Source organism: Paenibacillus sp. JNU01 (assembly GCF_059130585.1).
This window is the reverse complement of record NZ_CP169723.1, coordinates 2,257,067-2,277,102: the sequence shown is the minus strand read 5'-3', so window position 1 is coordinate 2,277,102 and position 20,036 is coordinate 2,257,067. Positions and strand designations below refer to the sequence as shown.

The window sequence follows — 20,036 nt, the reverse complement described above, 5'->3', positions numbered from 1 at the left end:
CAGGAGGATACCATTATGCATCAATCCGCACATATTCAGGAAGCAAGAGATTACATATTAAACCGAATCCATTCCAAACCTGCCATAGGCATGATTCTGGGTTCGGGGCTGGGAGCGCTCGCCGACGAGATTGAAAATGCGAAGGTTATTCCCTACACAGAAATTCCTTACTTTGCGCAATCAGAGGCAATCGGTCATGCCAATGAATTGGTTATTGGGGAGCTGATGGGCAAAACGGTTGTAGCGATGAAAGGCCGCCTTCATTACTATGAAGGGTTTACATTGGACGAAGTGACATTCCCTGTTCGCATTATGAAAGCGCTGGGTGTCGAGCAGTTGCTTATCACCAATGCCTGCGGAGCCATCAACACAAGCTTTGAGCCGGGACAACTGATGCTGATTACAGATCATATTAACCTGGTGGGCAACAACCCGTTGATGGGACCGAATAATGCTGAACTGGGTGTGCGCTTCCCGGACGTATCACAGGTATATAATCGCGAACTGCGCAGCATTGCGCTTAAGGTTGCAGAAGAGCAAAACGTTGGCCTGCAGCAAGGTGTCTATGCATGGTGGAGTGGTCCGGCATATGAGACACCAGCAGAGATTCGCATGATTCGTACGATGGGTGCGGATGCGGTGGGTATGTCTACGGTACCTGAAGCTATTGTTGCCATCCATGGCGGTATGAAGGTACTGGGCATTTCCTGTCTGACCAATATGGCCTGTGGCATTTTGGATCAGCCGTTAAGTCATGACGAAGTGATTGAAGTGGCTGCCCAAGTGAAAACAACCTTTATTGGTTTGGTAAAAGGCATCTTGAAAGAAATCTAATCGCCAGATGATTTCTATTCTAGGCAGCGCTGGATAGGATAAAGTTCCCATACAGCCAGCCAAGTCGAAAACACAAAAAACGTATGCTTCACGAGTTGTTACTCGTGAGACATACGTTTTTTTATTTTGCCGAACCATGAACCATCTGAGAATGATCGGCCATGATTGCTGGCGTAGACTCCCTGATGATGGGTTTGGTCACAATATGTGAGACTTGATACGGCTGTGTCGGGCTATTAATCCGGGATAACAGCATCTCCGCAGCCTTAATCCCCATCTCATTGCTGTAAATATGAACTGTCGTTAATGCTGGCTCAATAATTCGGGATTGGGGTGCATTATCGAATCCGCATATCACAACATCCTGCGGAACGGAAACACCTCTGGCTTTCAAAGCACGGATCAGATCGACGGCAAGAAAATCATTAGCGCATACGTAAGCGGAAGGTAAGGAAGTCAGCTCTGCCACCCGCTGGTTCAACCATCCTGGCTTGGAGAAGCATAGGCGATCATTATCTAGAATGCAATGAGATAGGTCTACCTGCAACCCTGATTCAAGCATAGCCCGGTGATATCCAACCCATCGTTCATTAAAGCTCTTACAGTGATTGTAGTCTCCAACAAATCCGATACTTGTGTAGCCGCTCTCAATTAATTTGGTGGTGATCTGATAGATGCTGTGTTCATTCTCCATAAGGAGCAAATCTGCATGGAATTCGGGATAACATATGTTGGAAGCGCAATCGATAAAGATCGTGGGGATGCCCAGATCGGTAATCAGTTGAGTGTATTCCAGATCAAATAATTCAATGCAAATGATGCCGTCTACTTTGGCGATATCAAAATTGTTGGGAAGTGTAAGCGCGTCTTGATCTTCTTCACGCACGATATGAATCGAGAGATTGTATCCCTCCGCACTGATTCTTTTCTCCAAACCGCTGATTAACAACGAACCAAAGTGAGATGTATTAGGCAGGTTTTCAGTTAACAAGGCGATATTGCCCGGGGCCTTGGTTAAAACATGTTCATTTTCCATATAGGCAAACTGTTTATATTTAAGTTCAATTGCTTTTTTAATTACACGGTTTCTAGTCTCATCCGGGATGTTTCCGCTATCATTCAATGCTTTGGAAGCCGTATTCCTGGAGATCCCCAAAGCATCAGCGATGTCTTGTATCGTGACTTTTTCCTTTGCCATCTAATGCTTCACCTCTACTCATCAATAGTCATCCATATTCTTCTCTAAGTCAAATGTATAATAGAACGGCACAAATAGCAATCTTTACTTTACAAATGCACAATTATGTTTACAATTCGGAACACAAATTTAATTTTCATAATTGTTCCAAAATTTTGGTTACAAGTGTAATGTGATTGGAGGAATATCAGCGGTGACAAAGAAATATCTATGTTGATATCACCGGATTGGTGCTAATTATCTGCAATTTCAGTGCGTTTTATTTACATTTGGGCAAAGAAGAAATAATCAAATGCACAAATATTTTTTACAAAATGTATTGACTAAATTCATTGAAACCTGATAAATTGTAAATTATTAAATAGGCAATTGTAAATATTGAAAGCCCTTACCGAAAACAATTGTCAACTTCAAGAATGGAACGGGGGTATCGTGTTGGATAACATAGCCGACAGCAAAAAGGGCGAAGGAAGGGTACTGAAAGTGAGGACGACAAGCGGTCAGAGGTTGCAGCAGCTCAAAAAAAATTACTTTTTATATATGTTGCTCGCACCAGCCTTAATTTTGACTCTTATTTTCAAGTACATTCCGATGTACGGAGCCATCATTGCGTTTAAGGATTTCAGTCCGATCAGAGGCATTATGGGCAGTGATTGGGTAGGACTGAAGCATTTTGAGAAATTTATAGCTTCTCCCAATTTCGATATCATTTTAATGAATACGCTTAAACTCAGCTTTTTGGGATTGATATTCAGTTTCCCGGTGCCTATTTTACTTGCACTTATGCTGAATCAGGTACGTAAAGCTGGCGTGAAGAAAAATATCCAACTGTTTCTGTATGCACCCAATTTTATCTCGGTTGTTGTGGTGGTGGGTATGCTGTTCATCTTCCTCTCACCGACAGGGCCAATTAATCAATTAGCAACCTGGATTACAGGTCAGCCAATTATGTTCATGTCTGAACCGGAATATTTCCGATGGATCTACATTTTGTCCGATATCTGGACCGGAGCGGGGTGGGCTTCCATCATATACGTTGCGGCTTTGGCCAATGTTGATCCGGAGCTTCACAATGCGGCTAATCTGGATGGAGCCAATCTCCTTCAGCGTATTCGCCACATTGATCTTCCAACGATTCGTCCGATTATGGCCATCGTCTTTATTCTTGCAGCTGGTGGCATTATGTCCATTGGATTTGAGAAGGCCTATCTGATGCAGACGTCCATGAACCTGCCTTCCTCTGAGATTATTGCCACATATGTCTACAAGGTGGGGTTACAGTCTGGAGATTACGCTTATTCTGCGGCAGTGGGATTGTTTAACTCGGTTATCAATGTGATTTTGCTGGTGACAGTGAATCTGATTGTGAAGAAATTGAACGAAGGCGAAGGCCTCTATTAGGAAAGGAGTATGTTCCATGGTTGTTAAACACACGGGAATGGATCGATTGATCCTCACACTCAATGCCATCTTTCTCACCTGTGCTGTACTGGTTGTGGTCGTTCCCCTGATTTATATTGTTATCGCCTCATTTATGGACCCCACTGTGCTACTGAATCGTGGACTGTCCTTCAATGTATCAGACTGGAGTCTGGACGGTTATCAGATGATTCTGTCCAATCCAGCCATGATCCGAGGTTTTGCAAATGCGGTACTGTACTCGGTCTCCTTTGCACTGATCACCGTGACCGTATCCATATTTGCAGGGTATGCATTGTCGGATGAAAGGCTCGCGGGACGTGGATTTTTCATGATTATCTTTATCATCACGATGTTCTTCGGCGGGGGATTAATCCCGACCTATCTACTTATTCGTAATCTCGGCATGCTGGATACGGTGTGGGCAATCATCATTCCTGGAGCCGTTAACGTCTGGAACATCATTCTCTCCAGAACCTTCTTCAAAGGAGTCCCTCGAGAACTGAAAGAAGCCGCAAACGTGGATGGCGCTTCTGAGATGAAGATTTTCTTCCAGATCGTCATTCCGTTGTCAAAGCCCATCATATTTGTACTCGCCCTTTATGCTTTCGTTGGGCAATGGAATTCCTATTTTGATGCGATGATCTATCTGGACAATCCGAATCTCCATCCGTTACAGCTCGTCCTGCGCTCCATTCTGATTCAGAATCAGGCTGCACCAGGTATGATCAGTGACCAACTCGCGATGGCGGAACTGAAAAGGCTCTCCGAGATGATTAAATATTCAGCCATTGTCATTTCGAGTCTGCCACTGATCATCATGTATCCGTTCTTTCAGAAGTATTTCGAAAAAGGTGTCATGGTTGGTTCCCTTAAATAGTGAACAGCCTGCGATACTGTAAGTTGATCCAATCCAACTCATGGAGGTCATTATTATGAAAAAAGTGAACAAGTCCAGAAAAGCCGTTACAACGGCATCCATTTCCATGTTATCTGCGATGCTCTTTCTAACCGCCTGTGGCGGGGGTGGAGGCGGCGCAGCAAGTGAGGCGCAATCACCTGATGGCAAGGTGACATTGAATTTTATCACGCAGAGTTCTCCACTGGCTCCCGCTGATCCGAACGACAAGCTGATTAACAAGCGACTCGAAGAGAAAACCAATGTGCATATCAACTGGAAGAACTATACGAGTGATGTGTTTGCGGAGAAAAGAAATCTGGCGGTGGCCAGCGGTGATTTGCCGGATGCTATTTTTGATGCAGGTTATGGGGATTATGATCTCCTGAAACTGGCGAAGGACGGGGCGATCATTCCACTTGAGGACATGATTGAACAATATATGCCCAATCTGCAAAAGGTGCTGGAGGAAGCCCCCGAATACAAGAGCATGATCACGGCTCCAGACGGACATATCTATTCATTCCCATGGATTGAAGAACTCGGAAGTGGCAAACAACGAATTCAGGCAGTGGATAACTTGCCCTGGATCAATGTGGAGTGGCTGAACAAGCTCGGACTGAAGATGCCAACGACAACCGAAGAGTTGAAAGAAGTGCTGATCGCGTTCAAAACCCAAGATCCCAACGGCAACGGCAAGGCCGACGAAATTCCATTGTCTTTTATTAACAAGCCAGGTGGAGAGGATCTGACATTTCTCTTTGCTGCATTTGGACTCGGAGAGAACTGGGATCATACCGTAGTAACGAATGAAGGGAAAGTCGTCTTCACAGCAGCCGATGCAGGTTACAAGGAAGCGGTTAAGTACATTCATGAACTGGTTCAGGAAGGTCTCATCGATGTTGAATCGTATCAGCAGGATTGGAACACGTATCTTGCGAAAGGCAAGGATAACAAGTACGGCATGTACTTCACATGGGATAAGGCTAATATTACAGGCATGAATGATACGTATGATGTTCTGCCTCCAATTGCCGGACCTGGTGGAGAAGTTAACGTCACAAGAACAAACGGAATAGGGCTTGATCGTGGTCGCATGGTCATTACCAGCAGCAATAAAAACCTGGAATCCACAGCGAAGTGGGTAGACCAATTGTACGATCCGCTCCAATCTGTGCAGAACAACTGGGGTACGTATGGGGACGAGAGTCAGCAAAATATATTTGAATTCGATGAAGCCAAGGGCATGTTGAAGCATCTTCCGCTGGAAGGCTCTGCACCTGTGGAACTCAGACAAAAGACAAGTATCGCGGGACCATTGGCCATTCTCGACAGTTATTATGACAAATACACAACCAAACCGGAAGATGCTGCATGGCGTATGGAACTGCTCGATAAATATATGGTTCCACACATGAAAGCAGATAACGTCTATCCAAGCGTGTTCTTCTCAATCGATGAACTCGACCGCCTTTCCACCATTGAGACGGATCTGTTCGCCTATGTGCTGCGTCTGCGTACAGAATGGTATCAGAACGGGAAAGTAGATCAGGAATGGGATGCTTATCTGAAAGAGCTGGATCGCCTTGGATTGCAAGAATGGCTGCAGATTAAACAAGCAGGATATGACCGTAATAACCAATAAAGAAAAGTACGGAGGAGGAACCATAATGTCGACAATTCTACAACAAGATTACCGCAATGAATACCATTTTTCACCGAAAGAGAAGTGGATGAACGACCCGAACGGCATGGTGTTTTTCAATGGAGAGTATCACTTGTTCTATCAGTATCATCCGTTTGGTACGACATGGGGGCCGATGCATTGGGGGCACGCGGTAACCCGAGATCTCGTCACTTGGGAGGAACTTCCTGTAGCTCTGGCACCGGATGAACATGGCATGATCTTCTCCGGCAGTGCGGTGGTGGACTGGAACAATACTTCCGGATTCTTCGAAGATGAGCCGGGGTTGGTTGCCATTTTCACACATCATCTGGAAGTGCCGAATGAGCATCCTGTTCAGCGTCAGAGTCTGGCGTATAGCAAAGACAACGGCAGAACCTGGACCAAGTATGAGGGTAATCCAGTATTAACGCATGAATCCTTTGTTGATTTCCGTGATCCCAAAGTGTTCTGGCATGAGCAGACCAAGGAATGGATTATGATAATCGCATGTGGTCAAACGGTATGTCTGTATCGTTCTCCCAATCTGAAGGATTGGAAACTTGGAAGTGAATTTGGCGCCGGGATCGGTTCACACGATGGTGTGTGGGAATGTCCGGACCTGTTCCCACTTGCAGTGGATGGAGAAATTGGGCAGGAGAAGTGGGTAATGCTCGTCAGCATTGGTGCAGATCCTGCTTGTATAGAAGGCTCCAGAACGCAATATTTCACCGGGGATTTTGATGGAAGTACATTTGTCCCAGATGAGGCATCCCACATGATTCGTTGGATTGACCATGGCCGGGATAACTACGCGGGCGTGAGTTGGTCCGACATTCCGGCTGAAGATGGCAGACGCTTGTTCATGGGTTGGATGAGCAACTGGATGTATGCCAACCAGACGCCAACCGAAGATTACCGTGGAGCCATGACCATTGCCCGGGAGTTAACACTGGAGACAAGAGCGGGAGAAGTTATATTGGTTCAACGTCCTGCACGTGAACTTGAGCAAGCCCGTACGCCAGTATTGTCCCTACAGGATGTTTCGATTGCGCAAGTGAGTGAGCAGTTGAATGCTTTGCAACTTGTAAGTTATGAGATCCATGCAGAGTGGGATCATAATCAGTCGTTCCATTTTGCGCTAAGAAGCGGCGCAGATCACGAGACCGTCGTTGGTGTAGACTCGATCCGAGGTGAAGTATATGTTGACCGTAGTCGATCGGGCAGCGGCGAGTTTCATGAACATTTCCTGGGCCGCCATACAGCTGAGTTAAAAGCGGTGAGCGGGAATCACTCTTTGCGTATCTTTGTAGATCATTCATCTGTGGAGGTATTTGCAAATGATGGTCAGGCGGTTATTACGGATCTGATCTATCCTGATGTGGATTCCAAGGGCATCTCTGCTCATGCCGAAAATACGGAGCTGGTATTCTCTTCACTTCAACTCTATGAGATCTCACCGACCAAGGTTAAAGGTTAATTGTAATGAAGGAAAGGAGCCCAGAACGATGCGTATCGGAGCCATAGAAGCAGGTGGAACGAAGTTCATATGTGGTGTAGGGAATGAGCATGGACACATAGAAGATCGGATCAGCTTTCCAACAGAACACCCGGAGACAACTCTGGCCAAGGTAATCGACTATTTCAGGGATAAAGGTGTGGAAGCCATGGGGATTGGCTCCTTTGGTCCGATTGATCTGCAACCGGATAGTCCCACCTATGGTTATATTACAACAACACCTAAGCCAGGGTGGGAGAACTGTAATGTGGTTGGAACCTTGAAGCATGAATTTCCGGTTCCTATCGGATGGGATACGGATGTGAATGCTGCCGCGCTGGGTGAAGTGACGTGGGGGGCGGCGCAAGGACTGGACAACTGTGTATATTACACGATTGGCACAGGCGTTGGTGTCGGAATTGTGGCAGGTGGCCAACGAGTACACGGATTGTTACACCCCGAGGGTGGACATATTCGCACAAGACGCCATCCGGACGATCACTTTGCCGGATGTTGCCCGTATCATGGCGATTGCCTGGAGGGAATGGCGGCAGGGCCGGCCATTGAGGCACGCTGGCAGATCCCTGGCAGTGAACTGCCGGCAGATCATCCGGCGTGGGAGATCGAATCCTTTTACATTGCGGAGTCGATCACCACGGCCATCCTGCTTCATTCGCCGCAGAAGATCATCTTGGGTGGTGGTGTAATGCAGCAAGATCATCTGTTTCCACTGATCCGGGAGAGGGTTATCCGGAATCTCAATGGTTATGTGAATGCAGCCCAAATCACACAACATATGGACCAATATATCGTCCAGCCCGGATTAGGCCAACATGCAGGTCTGTGTGGTGCGCTCGCATTGGGTCTGGAAGCAGGGCAACATGCGGCAAAAGTTTCACATGCTTCTTAGTTTTATTAAATAATGTACATTCCGAAAGGGACGGTTGTTGATTTGCTTATTTGTATAAGCAAGACTGCACGGTCCTTTTTGGGCTTTTTTTATTTTTTGAGGAGTTAATTAAGTTTGAAAAATATAATACGTTCTTAAATCCGATGTTGCTCAAGTCAGCTGCCAAAGGTATGATTTTGAGTGTCTATCTCTATCGTGCAATAAGAACATTCAAAATTTAGCGTGTATTCAATGGAAAGGAATCAAGCAATGAATCAAATAACAATGCGTCAAGCTGTGCAGGCAGACCAAGAGCAACTCGCTGATTTACGGGCGTTGGTATTATACGATGATCTAACCAGGTTGGGAAGATATGATGATGTGAAAGTGCGTGAACGTTTCCGAAATACATTCGATCCTGTCCATACGCGGATTATTGAAGTGGAGGGTTCAATGGTGGGTTGTGTAGCATTGAAGCCCAAGGCTGAGGTATATCTATTGGAACATTTCTACATACATCCCGATTATCAGGGTCAGAGAATAGGAACTCAGGTGCTGAACATGCTGCTGGAACAGGATGAAGTTCAGGGCAGACAAGTTACTTTAAATGTATTGCAGGGAAGCCCTGCTCGGCGATTATATGAACGATTTGGATTTATATTGGATAGTGAAGATGAAGTCGACGTATTTATGTCGGTTCAATTGCAGTAATTTTTACTTTACATCTATAACAGACCCATTCATTTAATTCTTGAATGGGTCTATTGAACTTTTCTATTATACTTTCCGATGACGGCATCTTAATATGGATAATAACCTACTTTTTATATAGGAATTATATAGTATGGAGAATGCCATGATGCCACATTGGAAGCGAAATCTGTATATTCTGTGGTTCGGCCTGTTTTTCAATCATATGGCATACTCGCTGTCCGTTCCCTTCTTTCCTATATTCCTGCAAAATGATCTCGGTATCCAGAGCGGCCTGGAGGCTTGGTCCGGTATTTCGATCTCCATCAGCTTTCTGATCAGTGGATTATGCGCACCCTTTTGGGGATCACTGGCTGATCGATATGGTAGCAAACTGATGCTCGTCCGTTCAGGGGTTGGGCTAGGCATTGCGCATTTGGCTAACTTCTTTGTTTACGATCCATATACGTTTATCGCAGTGAGGGTCTTTCAGGGTCTCATGGCTGGTTTTCATCCCGCCTCAATTACACTGATCGGCACCAATACTCCGGAGAAACATGTGGGTTACGCACTTGGCGTGATCTCCACGGCCAGCGCTGCGGGCGGAATTCTTGGTCCTCTTGCCGGTGGTGTGTTGAGTCACTGGATCGGACTGCGAGGGTGTTTCATTGCATCGGCTGTGATTACATTGATTGCCGCTCTGATGGTCCTCGGTGTTAAGGAGTCACGGCAAGCTCGTACGGTGGTTCCGACGAAGATCATAGGGGACTTGAAAAGAGCGGCTTCCACGCCGGGTTTGATGCGAATCTACTGTTTGATTCTGCTAGTCTCGACCTCCGTGCTCATCATCGAACCGGTGCTGACGCTCTATGTCGTCCAGATTGGAGGAGATATCGGTAGTGCAACACTTAGTGCAGGTATTGTCTTCTCGGCGATTGGTGTGGCAACTGTCATTATGGGACCGCGATGGGGGAAGATTGGTGGCAGGATCGGATACGAGAAAACCCTGTTTATCGGTCTGATTGGCGGCGGAATTGGCAGTCTGCTGCAAATGACAGCAACGAATCTGATTTATTTTGGCAGCCTGCGATTCGTCTATGGTCTGTTCTTTGCCGCGGTTTATCCGGCGCTTAATGCGCTGATCATCAAGTATGCTGATCACGATTTTCGTGGGAGGGCTGTCAGTCTGAGTCAGACGGCGAGTCAGTTCGGTATTGTGCTTGGACCGTTAATCGGTGGTTTTCTGGGTGGCTGGATCGGCATTCCGTTTATTTTTCTATTCACAGGGATTGTGCTGCTGGGAGCAGCTTGGGCAGTATCATCACTACAACATGGGGAGGAATATATATGTCGCAACGACAATTGAAGATGGGAGCCAATCTGAATGGAGTGGGTAACAGCATTTCCTTTTGGCGTCATCCGGATATTCCCACTAACGCGAGTCTTAGTCTGGAATTCTACAAGAAGCAGGTACGTATCGCGGAAAAAGGGAAGTTCGATCTGCTCTTTATTGCAGATGGCCTCTTCATCAACGAGAAGTCCAATCCTCATTTTCTCAATCGCTTTGAACCTCTGACACTTCTGTCCGCACTCGCCGGGGCCACTTCCCATATTGGGCTGGTTGCTACATTGTCTACTTCCTATAGTGAACCGTTCACGGTTGCGCGGCAATTTGCTTCGCTGGATCAATTGAGCGGCGGGAGGGCTGGATGGAACGTGGTTACTTCACCTTTGGAAGGATCGGCACAGAACTTTGGCAAAGGCGAACATCCAAACCATGCGCTGCGCTACGAAATTGCGGAAGAACATCTGAATGTGGTCAAAGGTCTCTGGGACTCCTGGGAGGACGATGCCCTTGTTGGGGACAAGGAACAGGGCGTATTCTTCGATCCTGCCAAGCTGCATACGCTGAATCACAAAGGAAAGCACTTCTCCGTACAGGGCCCCCTGAATGTGGGGCGTTCGAAGCAGGGTCATCCGGTGGTTTTCCAAGCAGGGTCATCCGAATCTGGTAAAGATCTGGCTGCCCGCTCGGCGGATGCCGTCTATACAGGACATGAGACGCTGGAGGAAGCAAGGGAGTTCTACCGGGATGTGAAGGCAAGAGCAATGGCGTATGGACGTCAGGTAACGGATATCCTGATCTTCCCTGGCATCGGCCCCATTGTGGGTAGAACAGTGGAAGAGGCTGAGCGGAAGTATCAGGAGATTGCCGAACTGGTGAGCATAGATCAGGCGCTGAATTATCTGGGACGTTACTTCGATCATTACGACTTCTCCCAGTTCCCGCTGGACGAACCTTTCCCCGAGATTGGGGAGATCGGCAGCAACAGCTTCCGCAGTACAACAGACAAGATTAAGCAGCAGGCACGGGAACAGGGTCTGACCCTACGCCAAGTAGCATTGTTAGCATCTACCCCGCGTACATCGTTCATTGGTACACCGGATCAGATCGCAGATCAGATTCAGGCATGGTTTGAAGGCGAAGCGGCAGACGGATTCAATGTTCGAACTGTGGTGCCTAATGGATTGGAAGATTTCGTGGAACTTGTTGTTCCGGTTCTGCAAGAACGAGGGCTGTTCCGTACAGAGTATGAACACGAGACACTCCGGGGGAATTTGGGTCTTGAGATTCCACGTAACCGGTATACGCTTGAAGCTGTCAAATAGAGAAGTTAGAGCGGTAATGACGTTAAATTAACGTTGTTGCCGCTCTTTTTGATGGTTTCTTTTTCGGAGAGTACTGCTATTATAAAATGATAAACAAGCTGCAATTCCAGACGAGTCACAGGAGGAGATTGGGATGATTAGAGGGTTAACGAATGCGGGACTGGGCAACATCGAGTCTGATGAACAATATATCATAGAGGCGGCCAAATATGGTTTCGGATCTGTCGATTTGAATCCGCTCTCATTGATTGAAACGTATGGTAAGGAGCGGGCGCAACAACTACTGGATAGCAATCAGGTCATTATCGGTTCATCGGGTCTAACGGTGGAGTGGCGGACAACAGATGAGCAATTTCGTGAGGGATTGCAATCTTTGGTTGCCATGGCTGAAGCTTCTGCTTCGCTGAATTGTTACAGCTGTTGTACGTATACTTTACCCTCAACGGATCAGCCAGCAGCGCAATTTATGGCGGCAGCTACGAAACGCTTGAGACTCTGCGCAGATATTCTGGACGCTTACGGGATTAAGTTAGGGCTAGAGTTTGTTGGTTGCCATCACTTGCGGACGCAATGGAAGAATCCGTTTATATGGCGTGTGGAAGATACGCTGGATTGGATTGAAACCATTCATGCGCCTAACGTAGGTTTGCTCGTAGATTCCTATCACTGGCATACGAATGGTCTACCCATGGAAGATCTGTTGAAGCTGAAGAAAGAGCAGATTGTTCATGTGCATATCAACGATGCCTATGATTTGCCGATCGAGCAATTGAAGGATGGAGAACGCTTGTATCCTGGGGAAGGTGTAATAGATCTGAAAGGTTTTCTGACAAATCTGAAGGTTATTGGCTACAACGGTGTCGTGGCTCAGGAGGTGTTGGCACCTGCATCAGAACTGGATGTAGAGGCGCGGTTTGCCAAGTCGAAAGCAGGCTTTGAGCAGGTATTTGCAGATTTCTAAATCATGCTGAGAGAAAAGGATTGAAAGAGAACGACGGGATTAAACGGGCATCCGTTTGGTCTGGTCGTTTTTTGGTATGCCTGTATTCGATATCCAAACATGTTTCTGTTCAGTGATTGTTAAGAGCTGCTTGCTATATTGATTCAGAACGTCATCAGAAACTTAAGGAGGAGACCAGTTGAGTCTACATACTAAAAGGGGTGCAAGAGTCAAAAGAACACGATGGGGTGTACTTGCTCTTGTCATTACATTACTCACGAGCATGACTTTTCCATCTTCATCAGCCCTTGCTGCAACAGAGTCCATTTCAGTAAGTCAACCTACAGACATTGAGTTCTATAAGACGGCTGATGGTGAAACAGAGATGCTGATCGCAGACAGCGGCAACAATCGGGTTCTTCGGGCTACAGCGGAAGGCGAAGTGCTGTCGACCATGGATGTCCCGCATCTGACGGCAGTCACTATGGGAAGCGACGGACTGATCTATGCTGCTGCATCAGGCGCAACAGCACAAGTGCATATTTTTAATCCTGATGGTACCGTACACGCGCCCGCTATAGATGTTATGCGTACACTTTCCCTATATAGCGGATATTCAGATGCGGATAAGCAACCTTATATCCGAAATATAATTATGTACAAAAGGGACGCTTATTCTTATGTGGAACTGATGTATAGCCTCTACAGTACTCCAACGAGATCTGTCATATTAAGTAGCATTTCGTTGGATACCTTGAGATGGACAGGAAGTTCGAGTGGGGGATACACCGAATACTCTAGCGTAATTCTTGGAGATGGAAATCAGAAATGGTATACACATATGAGCGGAGTTAATCTCTACCCCTTCATCAGTATAATAAATTCAACAGACAAGCTTGGAGACCTTACGTTAGATTCAGTGAACAAACAAGTATACGTCGTGAGTGAGAACCAGATCATGCATGCAGGTTACGAAGGTTTTGTTTATCCCGATCGCCCTGTACTGAGTACGTGGGTGAGTGGGAACGAGTCATATCCGATTGACCTCAATAATCAAATTGCCTTCGGACCGGAAGACGAAGTATATATGGCTGATACGGCGAGAGACCGGATTGTTGTATTCAGTGCAGACGGAACCTCTGCTCGTACTCTAGGTCTCAGCCAGAATAATACGCCTAAACCGGCTGCTGGTGCATTTTCCAAAACGGTTAAACAAGGGCTGCCTGTAACCTTTACATCCACCGATTTTGAAAGTAATTATGCTGATCCAGAGAATCGGCCCATGACTGATATTCGTATCTCCTCTTTGCCTGACAACGGCAAATTGCAGCTGAACGGCGTTGATGTCGTGAAGGATCAGGTTATTCCTGTTGCGGAGTTGAACACATTGGCCTTTGTTCCTGGTTCAGCTTTTACAGGGATCAAGACAACATTTGGCTGGCAGGCCAAGAATGGAACTGTCTTTTCGGATAGCGTGGATGTCACGATCATGTTGCGAATCAAAGGGGATGCCAATGGAGACGGTGTAATCACACCGGCAGACGCCTTATTGGTCAATAAATATATCAAAGGTTTAATCACGTTAACACCAGGTCAGATTGAAGCGTTGGACATGAATGATGATGGTGTCCTGGATGCGAAGGATTCAGCGCTGATTATGGGCGTTTACTTGGGGATTAATTCATAATATCAGAAGGGAGTGACTATTTTGCCAAACCAAAAGGGGCATTTAATATCTACAAAATCCAAACGATCCATGAAGGCGCTTCTGACTATGCTGCTCACGGTTTCCATGATCTTTTCGTGGCTTCCTCAGGCACAGGCCAGTGTAGATCCTGTCATTCATATCGGAGAAGTATCTGGCAAACCAGGAGATATCGTCGAAGTGCCTGTATCTTATGATTCGAAAGGCTCAGCATTTGCTTTTTATCACTCTGAGCTGTCCTTTGCCTACGATTCAGCTGTGCTTGAACTCGTGGAAGGGGACGAGGTTGTAAACCAGCAGGCTTATGAAAAATATGAGGGATTAAATTTAACCAAAGATACGTCTGCTTCCGGATACATTGGAGTGTTTATGATTACTCAACAATTCATCGATGAATCTACGGAGTTGTATTCCCTTCATTTTAAGATTAAGGAAAATGCGGTTATCGGTCCAAGCTTAGTAACCCTGCAAACGGGCGTATGGACAGGGGATATTGATCCGGTTCAAGTGACCGGGCAAGTTGGACAAGTCATTGTGCTTGAAGATGTAAAGCCAGTCGGGAATGTAACTGTTGGCATTGGATCAGCACAAGGAAAAGCAGGTGAAAAGGTAACGCTATCGGTCGATACGGTGTCACTTGATCAACCAATCGGCTCTTACGGGGTACGATTGAAGTTCAATCCCGCACCCATGCAGGTTACTGATGTTACAGGCAACAGAACGGGAATACAGTATAACGTGAATAATGAAACAGGATCACTCATCGTAGGCTGGAGTGATGAGGATGGCGGGCTCAGTCCCATTCCGGCATCCGAGAGCCCGCAGGAGTTGTTTAACATCGAATTCACGATGGCTTCCGATGTTATTGCAGGAGAGTATCCGGTCCAGGTTGTCAACACGGCCCTGCCTGAACACTTTACGGTGACGGATACTGATGCAATTGAAATGAACAAGCAGATTGTACCGGGCAAAATCACAGTCGTGGGCTCACCGGTTACGCCAACAACACCAACAACAGCAACAACACCATCCAATCCGGGTTCGTCCGGTTCAGGAAGTTCATCCGGTGGTTCGGCAACATCATCACCGTCTGCAAGCACTTCCGAGAAGATCACCGTAAATGTGACCAATGAACGGAACACGAAAGCTGTTGTTTCAGAAACGATTATTGAAAGAACAACAGGGGCAGATGGACGCAAAAAGGACGAGGTGAATCTGACGGCCGAGCAGACTTCTCGTGCAATTGAAACCCTGAAGAAGGCAGGTTCGTCTATTGCCCGGATCATGATTCCGGATGAGAAGGACGAGGTATCTGAACTGAACGTGAAGCTGCCTGCCAAGTCTACTGCACTAATGGCAGACGAGAAGATGAATCTGTATATTGAAACGGATAACGCATCTCTGCAACTTACGGCGAAATCTTTGCAAGGACTGGACTCGGACGTATTTTTCCACCTTGTTCCGATCAAGGATGCCGCAGGGCGTGAGGTAGTAGAGCAGCGAATTAAGAAGGATCCATTAATTGTAGAACAGCCAATCAATACCTCCGACTTCCGTTTAATAGGTCGTCCAATGACCATTGAGACAAATATGAGCAGTCGTCCGGTGACAGTAGTGCTACCGATCAGGGATACGAACCTGACACAGAAGGAACTGGACAAGTTGCAAGTATTTATTGAACATAGCGATGGGACCAAGGAACTCGTTAAGGGTAAACTTGTTAAGTTTAATGGAACAGACCAACCGGGAATTGAGTTTGAAGTCACCAAGTTCAGCACATTCTCCATTATTCTCATGAATGGCAGCCAATCCTCAGCGTACATTCAAGGTTATGCCGACGGTACATTCAGACCGAATCAGGCGGTTCAACGTGCTGAAATGGCTGCATTGCTATCTCGCGTATTACCGTCGGACAGCGATGAAGCAAGCACGGCATCCTATCGGGATATGCCAGTCGCCGAGTGGGCACGAGAAGCGATTACAACGGCGACAGCAGCAGGTTATATGCGTGGTAATGCTGCCGGCGATTTCATGCCAGGGCGCTCTATCACACGTGCCGAGATGGCTGTAATCATCGAGCGAATTTTGACAATTCAAGAGTCAGCTGCCGATGTCAATACAGAAGCATCTGAAGCAACAGCAGCTTTGTCAAGCGAAGCCACGGATATTACACTGCACTGGGCCCGAGAGGCGGTTCAACATGTATTGGCAACGGGAGTCATGCGTGTGTCGCAAGACGGAGCATTCCGTCCGAACGATGCTGTGACGCGAGCAGAGGCCGTTACCTTGCTGAATCGTTTGGTGAAGATTGAGCCTGATCTGTCCGGTGCATCCAGATGGAAGGATGTATCTGCAGATCACTGGGCTTATGGCGCGATCCAGGCTGCATCCCAGAATTAAAAAGTAGATTGCTGATCCTGCTCTTCCCTGTCTTCAGTTGGGGAAGAGCAGCATCAGATGAAATCCAGGAGGCATCTGCGGATGCCTTTTTTTCATCGTTAAATGGTAGTTATCAAAAAGGATGGACAGCTTCAGGTGCGAGTGGGAAAATAACGCTATGTTGCAAGATAGACGTTACTGGAGAAAGAGAGATGACAGTCATCAGAACGGATCGATTTATGTTAGGGATCGGACTCATGACCCTGCTGATTGCGCTAGTGGTAACATGGCAGATCTCAGGTGGACACGAAAAGCCTGTGGCCAGACAGGGCATTCTGGACTTGGCAGGTATGAAGTGGACGAGCCAATCCGTCATTCCACTGGATGGAGAGTGGGAGTTCTATCCGGAACAGTTACTCTCCCCCCAGCAGATTCATACCACGCACAATAAACCTGTCATGATGCAAGTGCCAGGTAATTGGGACGACGAGAGAAACAACCAGGGCTATCCGATGAAAGGCAAAAGTTATGGAACCTACCGCTTGATTGTACAAAACGTGCAGCAAGGTGAGCTGCTGGCCATTGCCAAACGTTATGTTCGTTTTGCGGATGCAATGTATGTGGATGGCAAGTTGATGAGTCGTTCCGGTCAGCCGGGAACCTCTGCCGCATCGTACGTCCCGCGCAATGAACCTTATACGATCTATTTTTACCCTGAACGTACAGAGATTGAAGTTGTGCTGCAAGTAGCCAATTTTGATTTCCGCAGTGGTGGCATCTATAACTCAATGGATCTGGGACCAGGCAGTCACATGGAAACAAGAACGATCATTCAATCCGGACTTGAGCTATTGATTATAGGGATTGTGGTGATTTTTGGATTGTTGTTTCTGTATCTGTATATCCGTCTGCATCGGGATGGAAATCAGCTGTTGTATGCGCTGTTCTTCATCGGTTTTGCATTGACGGTTGTGACTAACGGGGAGCGTTTGCTGTTACAGTTGCTGCCGGACATTCCTTTTGAGTTGGCGTATAAATTGAAATACATGTCGGTATACGGAGTGTCTGTGATTGTCAGCATGATTACCTGGAGACTTACTCCCGATCTCGCGCCCGTGTTAAAAAGGTGGCTTCAGGTACCCAGCATGGTACTGACTGTCTATCTGGCATTTATTGCGCTGGCACCATTTCGTGTCTATTCCTATATCCAGGAGAGTATGTACGCTATTAATCTGTGTGCCTATGCAGTGGCTTTCATGGTTATTATACATCAGTATGTTCGGGCAAGGTACGGTAACCGGAGTCGCTCCCAGGCGCAATTGCTTATCATCTGCATCTGGCTTATGCTGATCAACTATGTGCTTGGAATCATTGTTACATGGTACCCGATCAGTCAGGTGCTGCTAAACTGTACAACGCTTGTGATTTTGTGTGCCTTTGCCATGTTGCTGATCTATCAATACACGCAGGCATATGATTCGATGCAGCAACTTACGCATCAACTTCAACTGTCGGACAAAGCCAAGGATGAGTTCTTGCTTCTCACTTCGCATGAGTTAAATTCGCCGCTCCATAGCATTATTCATCTGTCCCGCTCCCTTCTCACAACGTCACTGAGACGCACCAATGAATTGGAAATTCAGGGCAAGCTTCAGCTTATTCGCAATACGGCGTACCGAATGTCCAATCTGGTCAATGATCTGATTGATATATCACGATTCAGGGATGGCAGCATAAAACTCTCCATGGGAAGCGTTGATCTGGTATCCTGCCTTTCACTGGTTACGGAAGTGCTGGGATTTTTGGCTTCTGGCAAAGGAATTGTTATGATTCGCAGACTGGAGCCTGAAGCACGTTATGTCATGGCGGATGAGAGTCGGCTGCTGCAAGTGCTGTATAACCTGGTCTACCACATGATGGGACAACATCATAATGGGAAACTGGTACTGGCGTGCGAAAGGCATCTGGATCATGTGCGAATTACTCTTTATCTGGAAGCTGATTCGGATTGGAGTACACTGCAAAGTCAGGGTGCAGACCCTGGTCTACAGCAAGGGGATGAGATTGCTGCGGGGGTTGCTGTTGCAGCGGAAATGGTCAGTGCAATGAGAGGGAAACTCGTGGTGAACGATGAAGCAGCATCAATCATGATTGAGCTTCCTCACGCAGTTAGCACCAACAGGCCCGATTTGGCCGAGGTAGCCGCAACGCAGGAGACTGATGTGAAGGAGGAGAAAAAGGTGGGAAGCGTGATTTCAGCCCACGTATTAATTGCGACATCTGATCTTGTGGATATGGAACAATTGAATACATTGCTTGCTACAGAAGGCTTTCATCTGAGCTTCGCTGACTCTGATGTCAAGGTTCGGACTGCTCTGGCTGGTGGGAAGTTGCCCGATCTTGTGATTGTCGACGCGATGTTGCCTGAGGTGACCGGGTATGAGCTGTGCAAGCAGGTACGGATGGAGTTCAGTCAGGTAGATTTACCAATTCTGTTTATTAACATGCGCAGTACACCAGCAGATATTGAGGCATGCATTCAGGCCGGCGGTAATGATTTTATTACCCGTCCACTGGATGCTGGCGAAATTCTTGTCCGGATACATACCTTGCTTGGCATGAAGCAATTGGTGAAAGAGGCGGCGAGTAACGAGATGGCCTTTTTGCGTTCACAGATCAAGCCGCATTTTCTGTATAATGCGTTAGGCACCATTATGTCGTTATGTTTTACGGATGGGCCGAGAGCCGGAGAATTGCTAGGCAGCTTCAGTCGTTATTTGCGTATACTCTTCCATCTGGATAACACGGAGGAGTTGATTCCGCTTAGTAAAGAGATGGAGTTAATTCGAGCCTATGTGGAGATAGAGCAGGAGCGATTCGGTTCACGGCTTCAGGTTAAACTGGACGTGGACAGCTCGTTATATTCCTGTAAAGTCATGCCGCTTCTGATTGAACCGCTGGTGGAAAACGCCATTCGTCATGGCGTATCCAAGAAGATTGACGGCGGAACCGTACGCTTGACCATTCGAAGATATGAGGATAGCGTTCAAGTGGTGGTTGAGGATGATGGTGTGGGCATGTCGGGTAAGCAGGTTGCCTTTATTATGAATAGAAGTCATACAGAACAAGGTATTGGCCTGCAAAATGTACAGAGACGATTGAAACATATGAACGGACAAGCACCTGTGATTCAGAGTGAACAAGGTGTAGGTACCCAGGTGACGATTAAATTTCCATATCAATAATAAAACAG

Annotated in this window: 14 protein-coding genes; 13 read left to right on the top strand and 1 reads right to left on the bottom strand. The window is 46.9% G+C overall.

Annotated elements, in window-relative coordinates; genetic code table 11:
• Positions 1-15 precede the first annotated feature (15 nt).
• Entirely contained in the window at positions 16-834 is an 819-nt protein-coding gene (locus tag NLBNIHML_RS09855) for a purine-nucleoside phosphorylase (protein WP_339256834.1), read from the top strand.
• Positions 835-955: 121 nt separating this feature from the next.
• Here NLBNIHML_RS09855 and NLBNIHML_RS09850 read toward each other — a convergent pair whose 3' ends face one another.
• Positions 956-2,032 carry a LacI family DNA-binding transcriptional regulator gene (locus NLBNIHML_RS09850; protein WP_494354292.1) on the bottom strand — a complete coding sequence of 359 codons (1,077 nt, stop codon included), beginning with the start codon at positions 2,030-2,032 and terminating at the stop codon, positions 956-958.
• Between the two features lie 540 nt (positions 2,033-2,572).
• Between NLBNIHML_RS09850 and NLBNIHML_RS09845 the strand changes: the two genes are divergently transcribed.
• From NLBNIHML_RS09845 to NLBNIHML_RS09790, 12 genes are all read left to right on the top strand, one after another.
• Entirely contained in the window at positions 2,573-3,433 is an 861-nt protein-coding gene (locus NLBNIHML_RS09845; protein WP_494354691.1) for an ABC transporter permease, read from the top strand.
• 16 nt (positions 3,434-3,449) lie between these two features.
• Positions 3,450-4,331, top strand: a complete 882-nt coding sequence (locus NLBNIHML_RS09840) for a carbohydrate ABC transporter permease (RefSeq protein ID WP_215076232.1) — start codon at positions 3,450-3,452, stop codon at positions 4,329-4,331.
• Positions 4,332-4,386: 55 nt separating this feature from the next.
• Positions 4,387-5,994, top strand: a complete 1,608-nt coding sequence (locus tag NLBNIHML_RS09835) for an ABC transporter substrate-binding protein (RefSeq protein WP_494354291.1) — start codon at positions 4,387-4,389, stop codon at positions 5,992-5,994.
• Positions 5,995-6,019: 25 nt separating this feature from the next.
• Positions 6,020-7,492, top strand: coding sequence for a glycoside hydrolase family 32 protein (locus NLBNIHML_RS09830; protein ID WP_494354290.1), 1,473 nt, complete (start codon positions 6,020-6,022; stop codon positions 7,490-7,492).
• Positions 7,493-7,520: 28 nt separating this feature from the next.
• Positions 7,521-8,420, top strand: coding sequence for an ROK family protein (locus NLBNIHML_RS09825; RefSeq protein WP_494354289.1), 900 nt, complete (start codon positions 7,521-7,523; stop codon positions 8,418-8,420).
• 249 nt (positions 8,421-8,669) lie between these two features.
• A complete protein-coding gene (locus tag NLBNIHML_RS09820) occupies positions 8,670-9,110 on the top strand; it encodes a GNAT family N-acetyltransferase (protein ID WP_494354288.1) in 441 nt (146 codons plus the stop codon).
• 145 nt (positions 9,111-9,255) lie between these two features.
• On the top strand, positions 9,256-10,455 hold the full coding sequence (locus tag NLBNIHML_RS09815; RefSeq protein WP_494354287.1) for an MFS transporter: 1,200 nt from the start codon (positions 9,256-9,258) through the stop codon (positions 10,453-10,455).
• Complete coding sequence (locus NLBNIHML_RS09810; RefSeq protein ID WP_494354286.1) at positions 10,437-11,759, top strand: LLM class flavin-dependent oxidoreductase; 1,323 nt, start codon at positions 10,437-10,439, stop codon at positions 11,757-11,759. The genes NLBNIHML_RS09815 and NLBNIHML_RS09810 overlap by 19 nt, the downstream gene beginning before the upstream one ends.
• Positions 11,760-11,892: 133 nt before the next feature.
• Complete coding sequence (locus NLBNIHML_RS09805; protein WP_494354285.1) at positions 11,893-12,720, top strand: sugar phosphate isomerase/epimerase family protein; 828 nt, start codon at positions 11,893-11,895, stop codon at positions 12,718-12,720.
• A gap of 178 nt (positions 12,721-12,898) precedes the next feature.
• A complete protein-coding gene (locus NLBNIHML_RS09800; protein WP_494354284.1) occupies positions 12,899-14,386 on the top strand; it encodes a dockerin type I repeat-containing protein in 1,488 nt (495 codons plus the stop codon).
• A gap of 21 nt (positions 14,387-14,407) precedes the next feature.
• Positions 14,408-16,804 (top strand): S-layer homology domain-containing protein, encoded by a 2,397-nt coding sequence (locus NLBNIHML_RS09795; protein WP_494354283.1) that lies wholly within the window; start codon positions 14,408-14,410, stop codon positions 16,802-16,804.
• Between the two features lie 191 nt (positions 16,805-16,995).
• Positions 16,996-20,028, top strand: coding sequence for a histidine kinase (locus NLBNIHML_RS09790; protein ID WP_494354282.1), 3,033 nt, complete (start codon positions 16,996-16,998; stop codon positions 20,026-20,028).
• Positions 20,029-20,036: the final 8 nt, after the last annotated feature.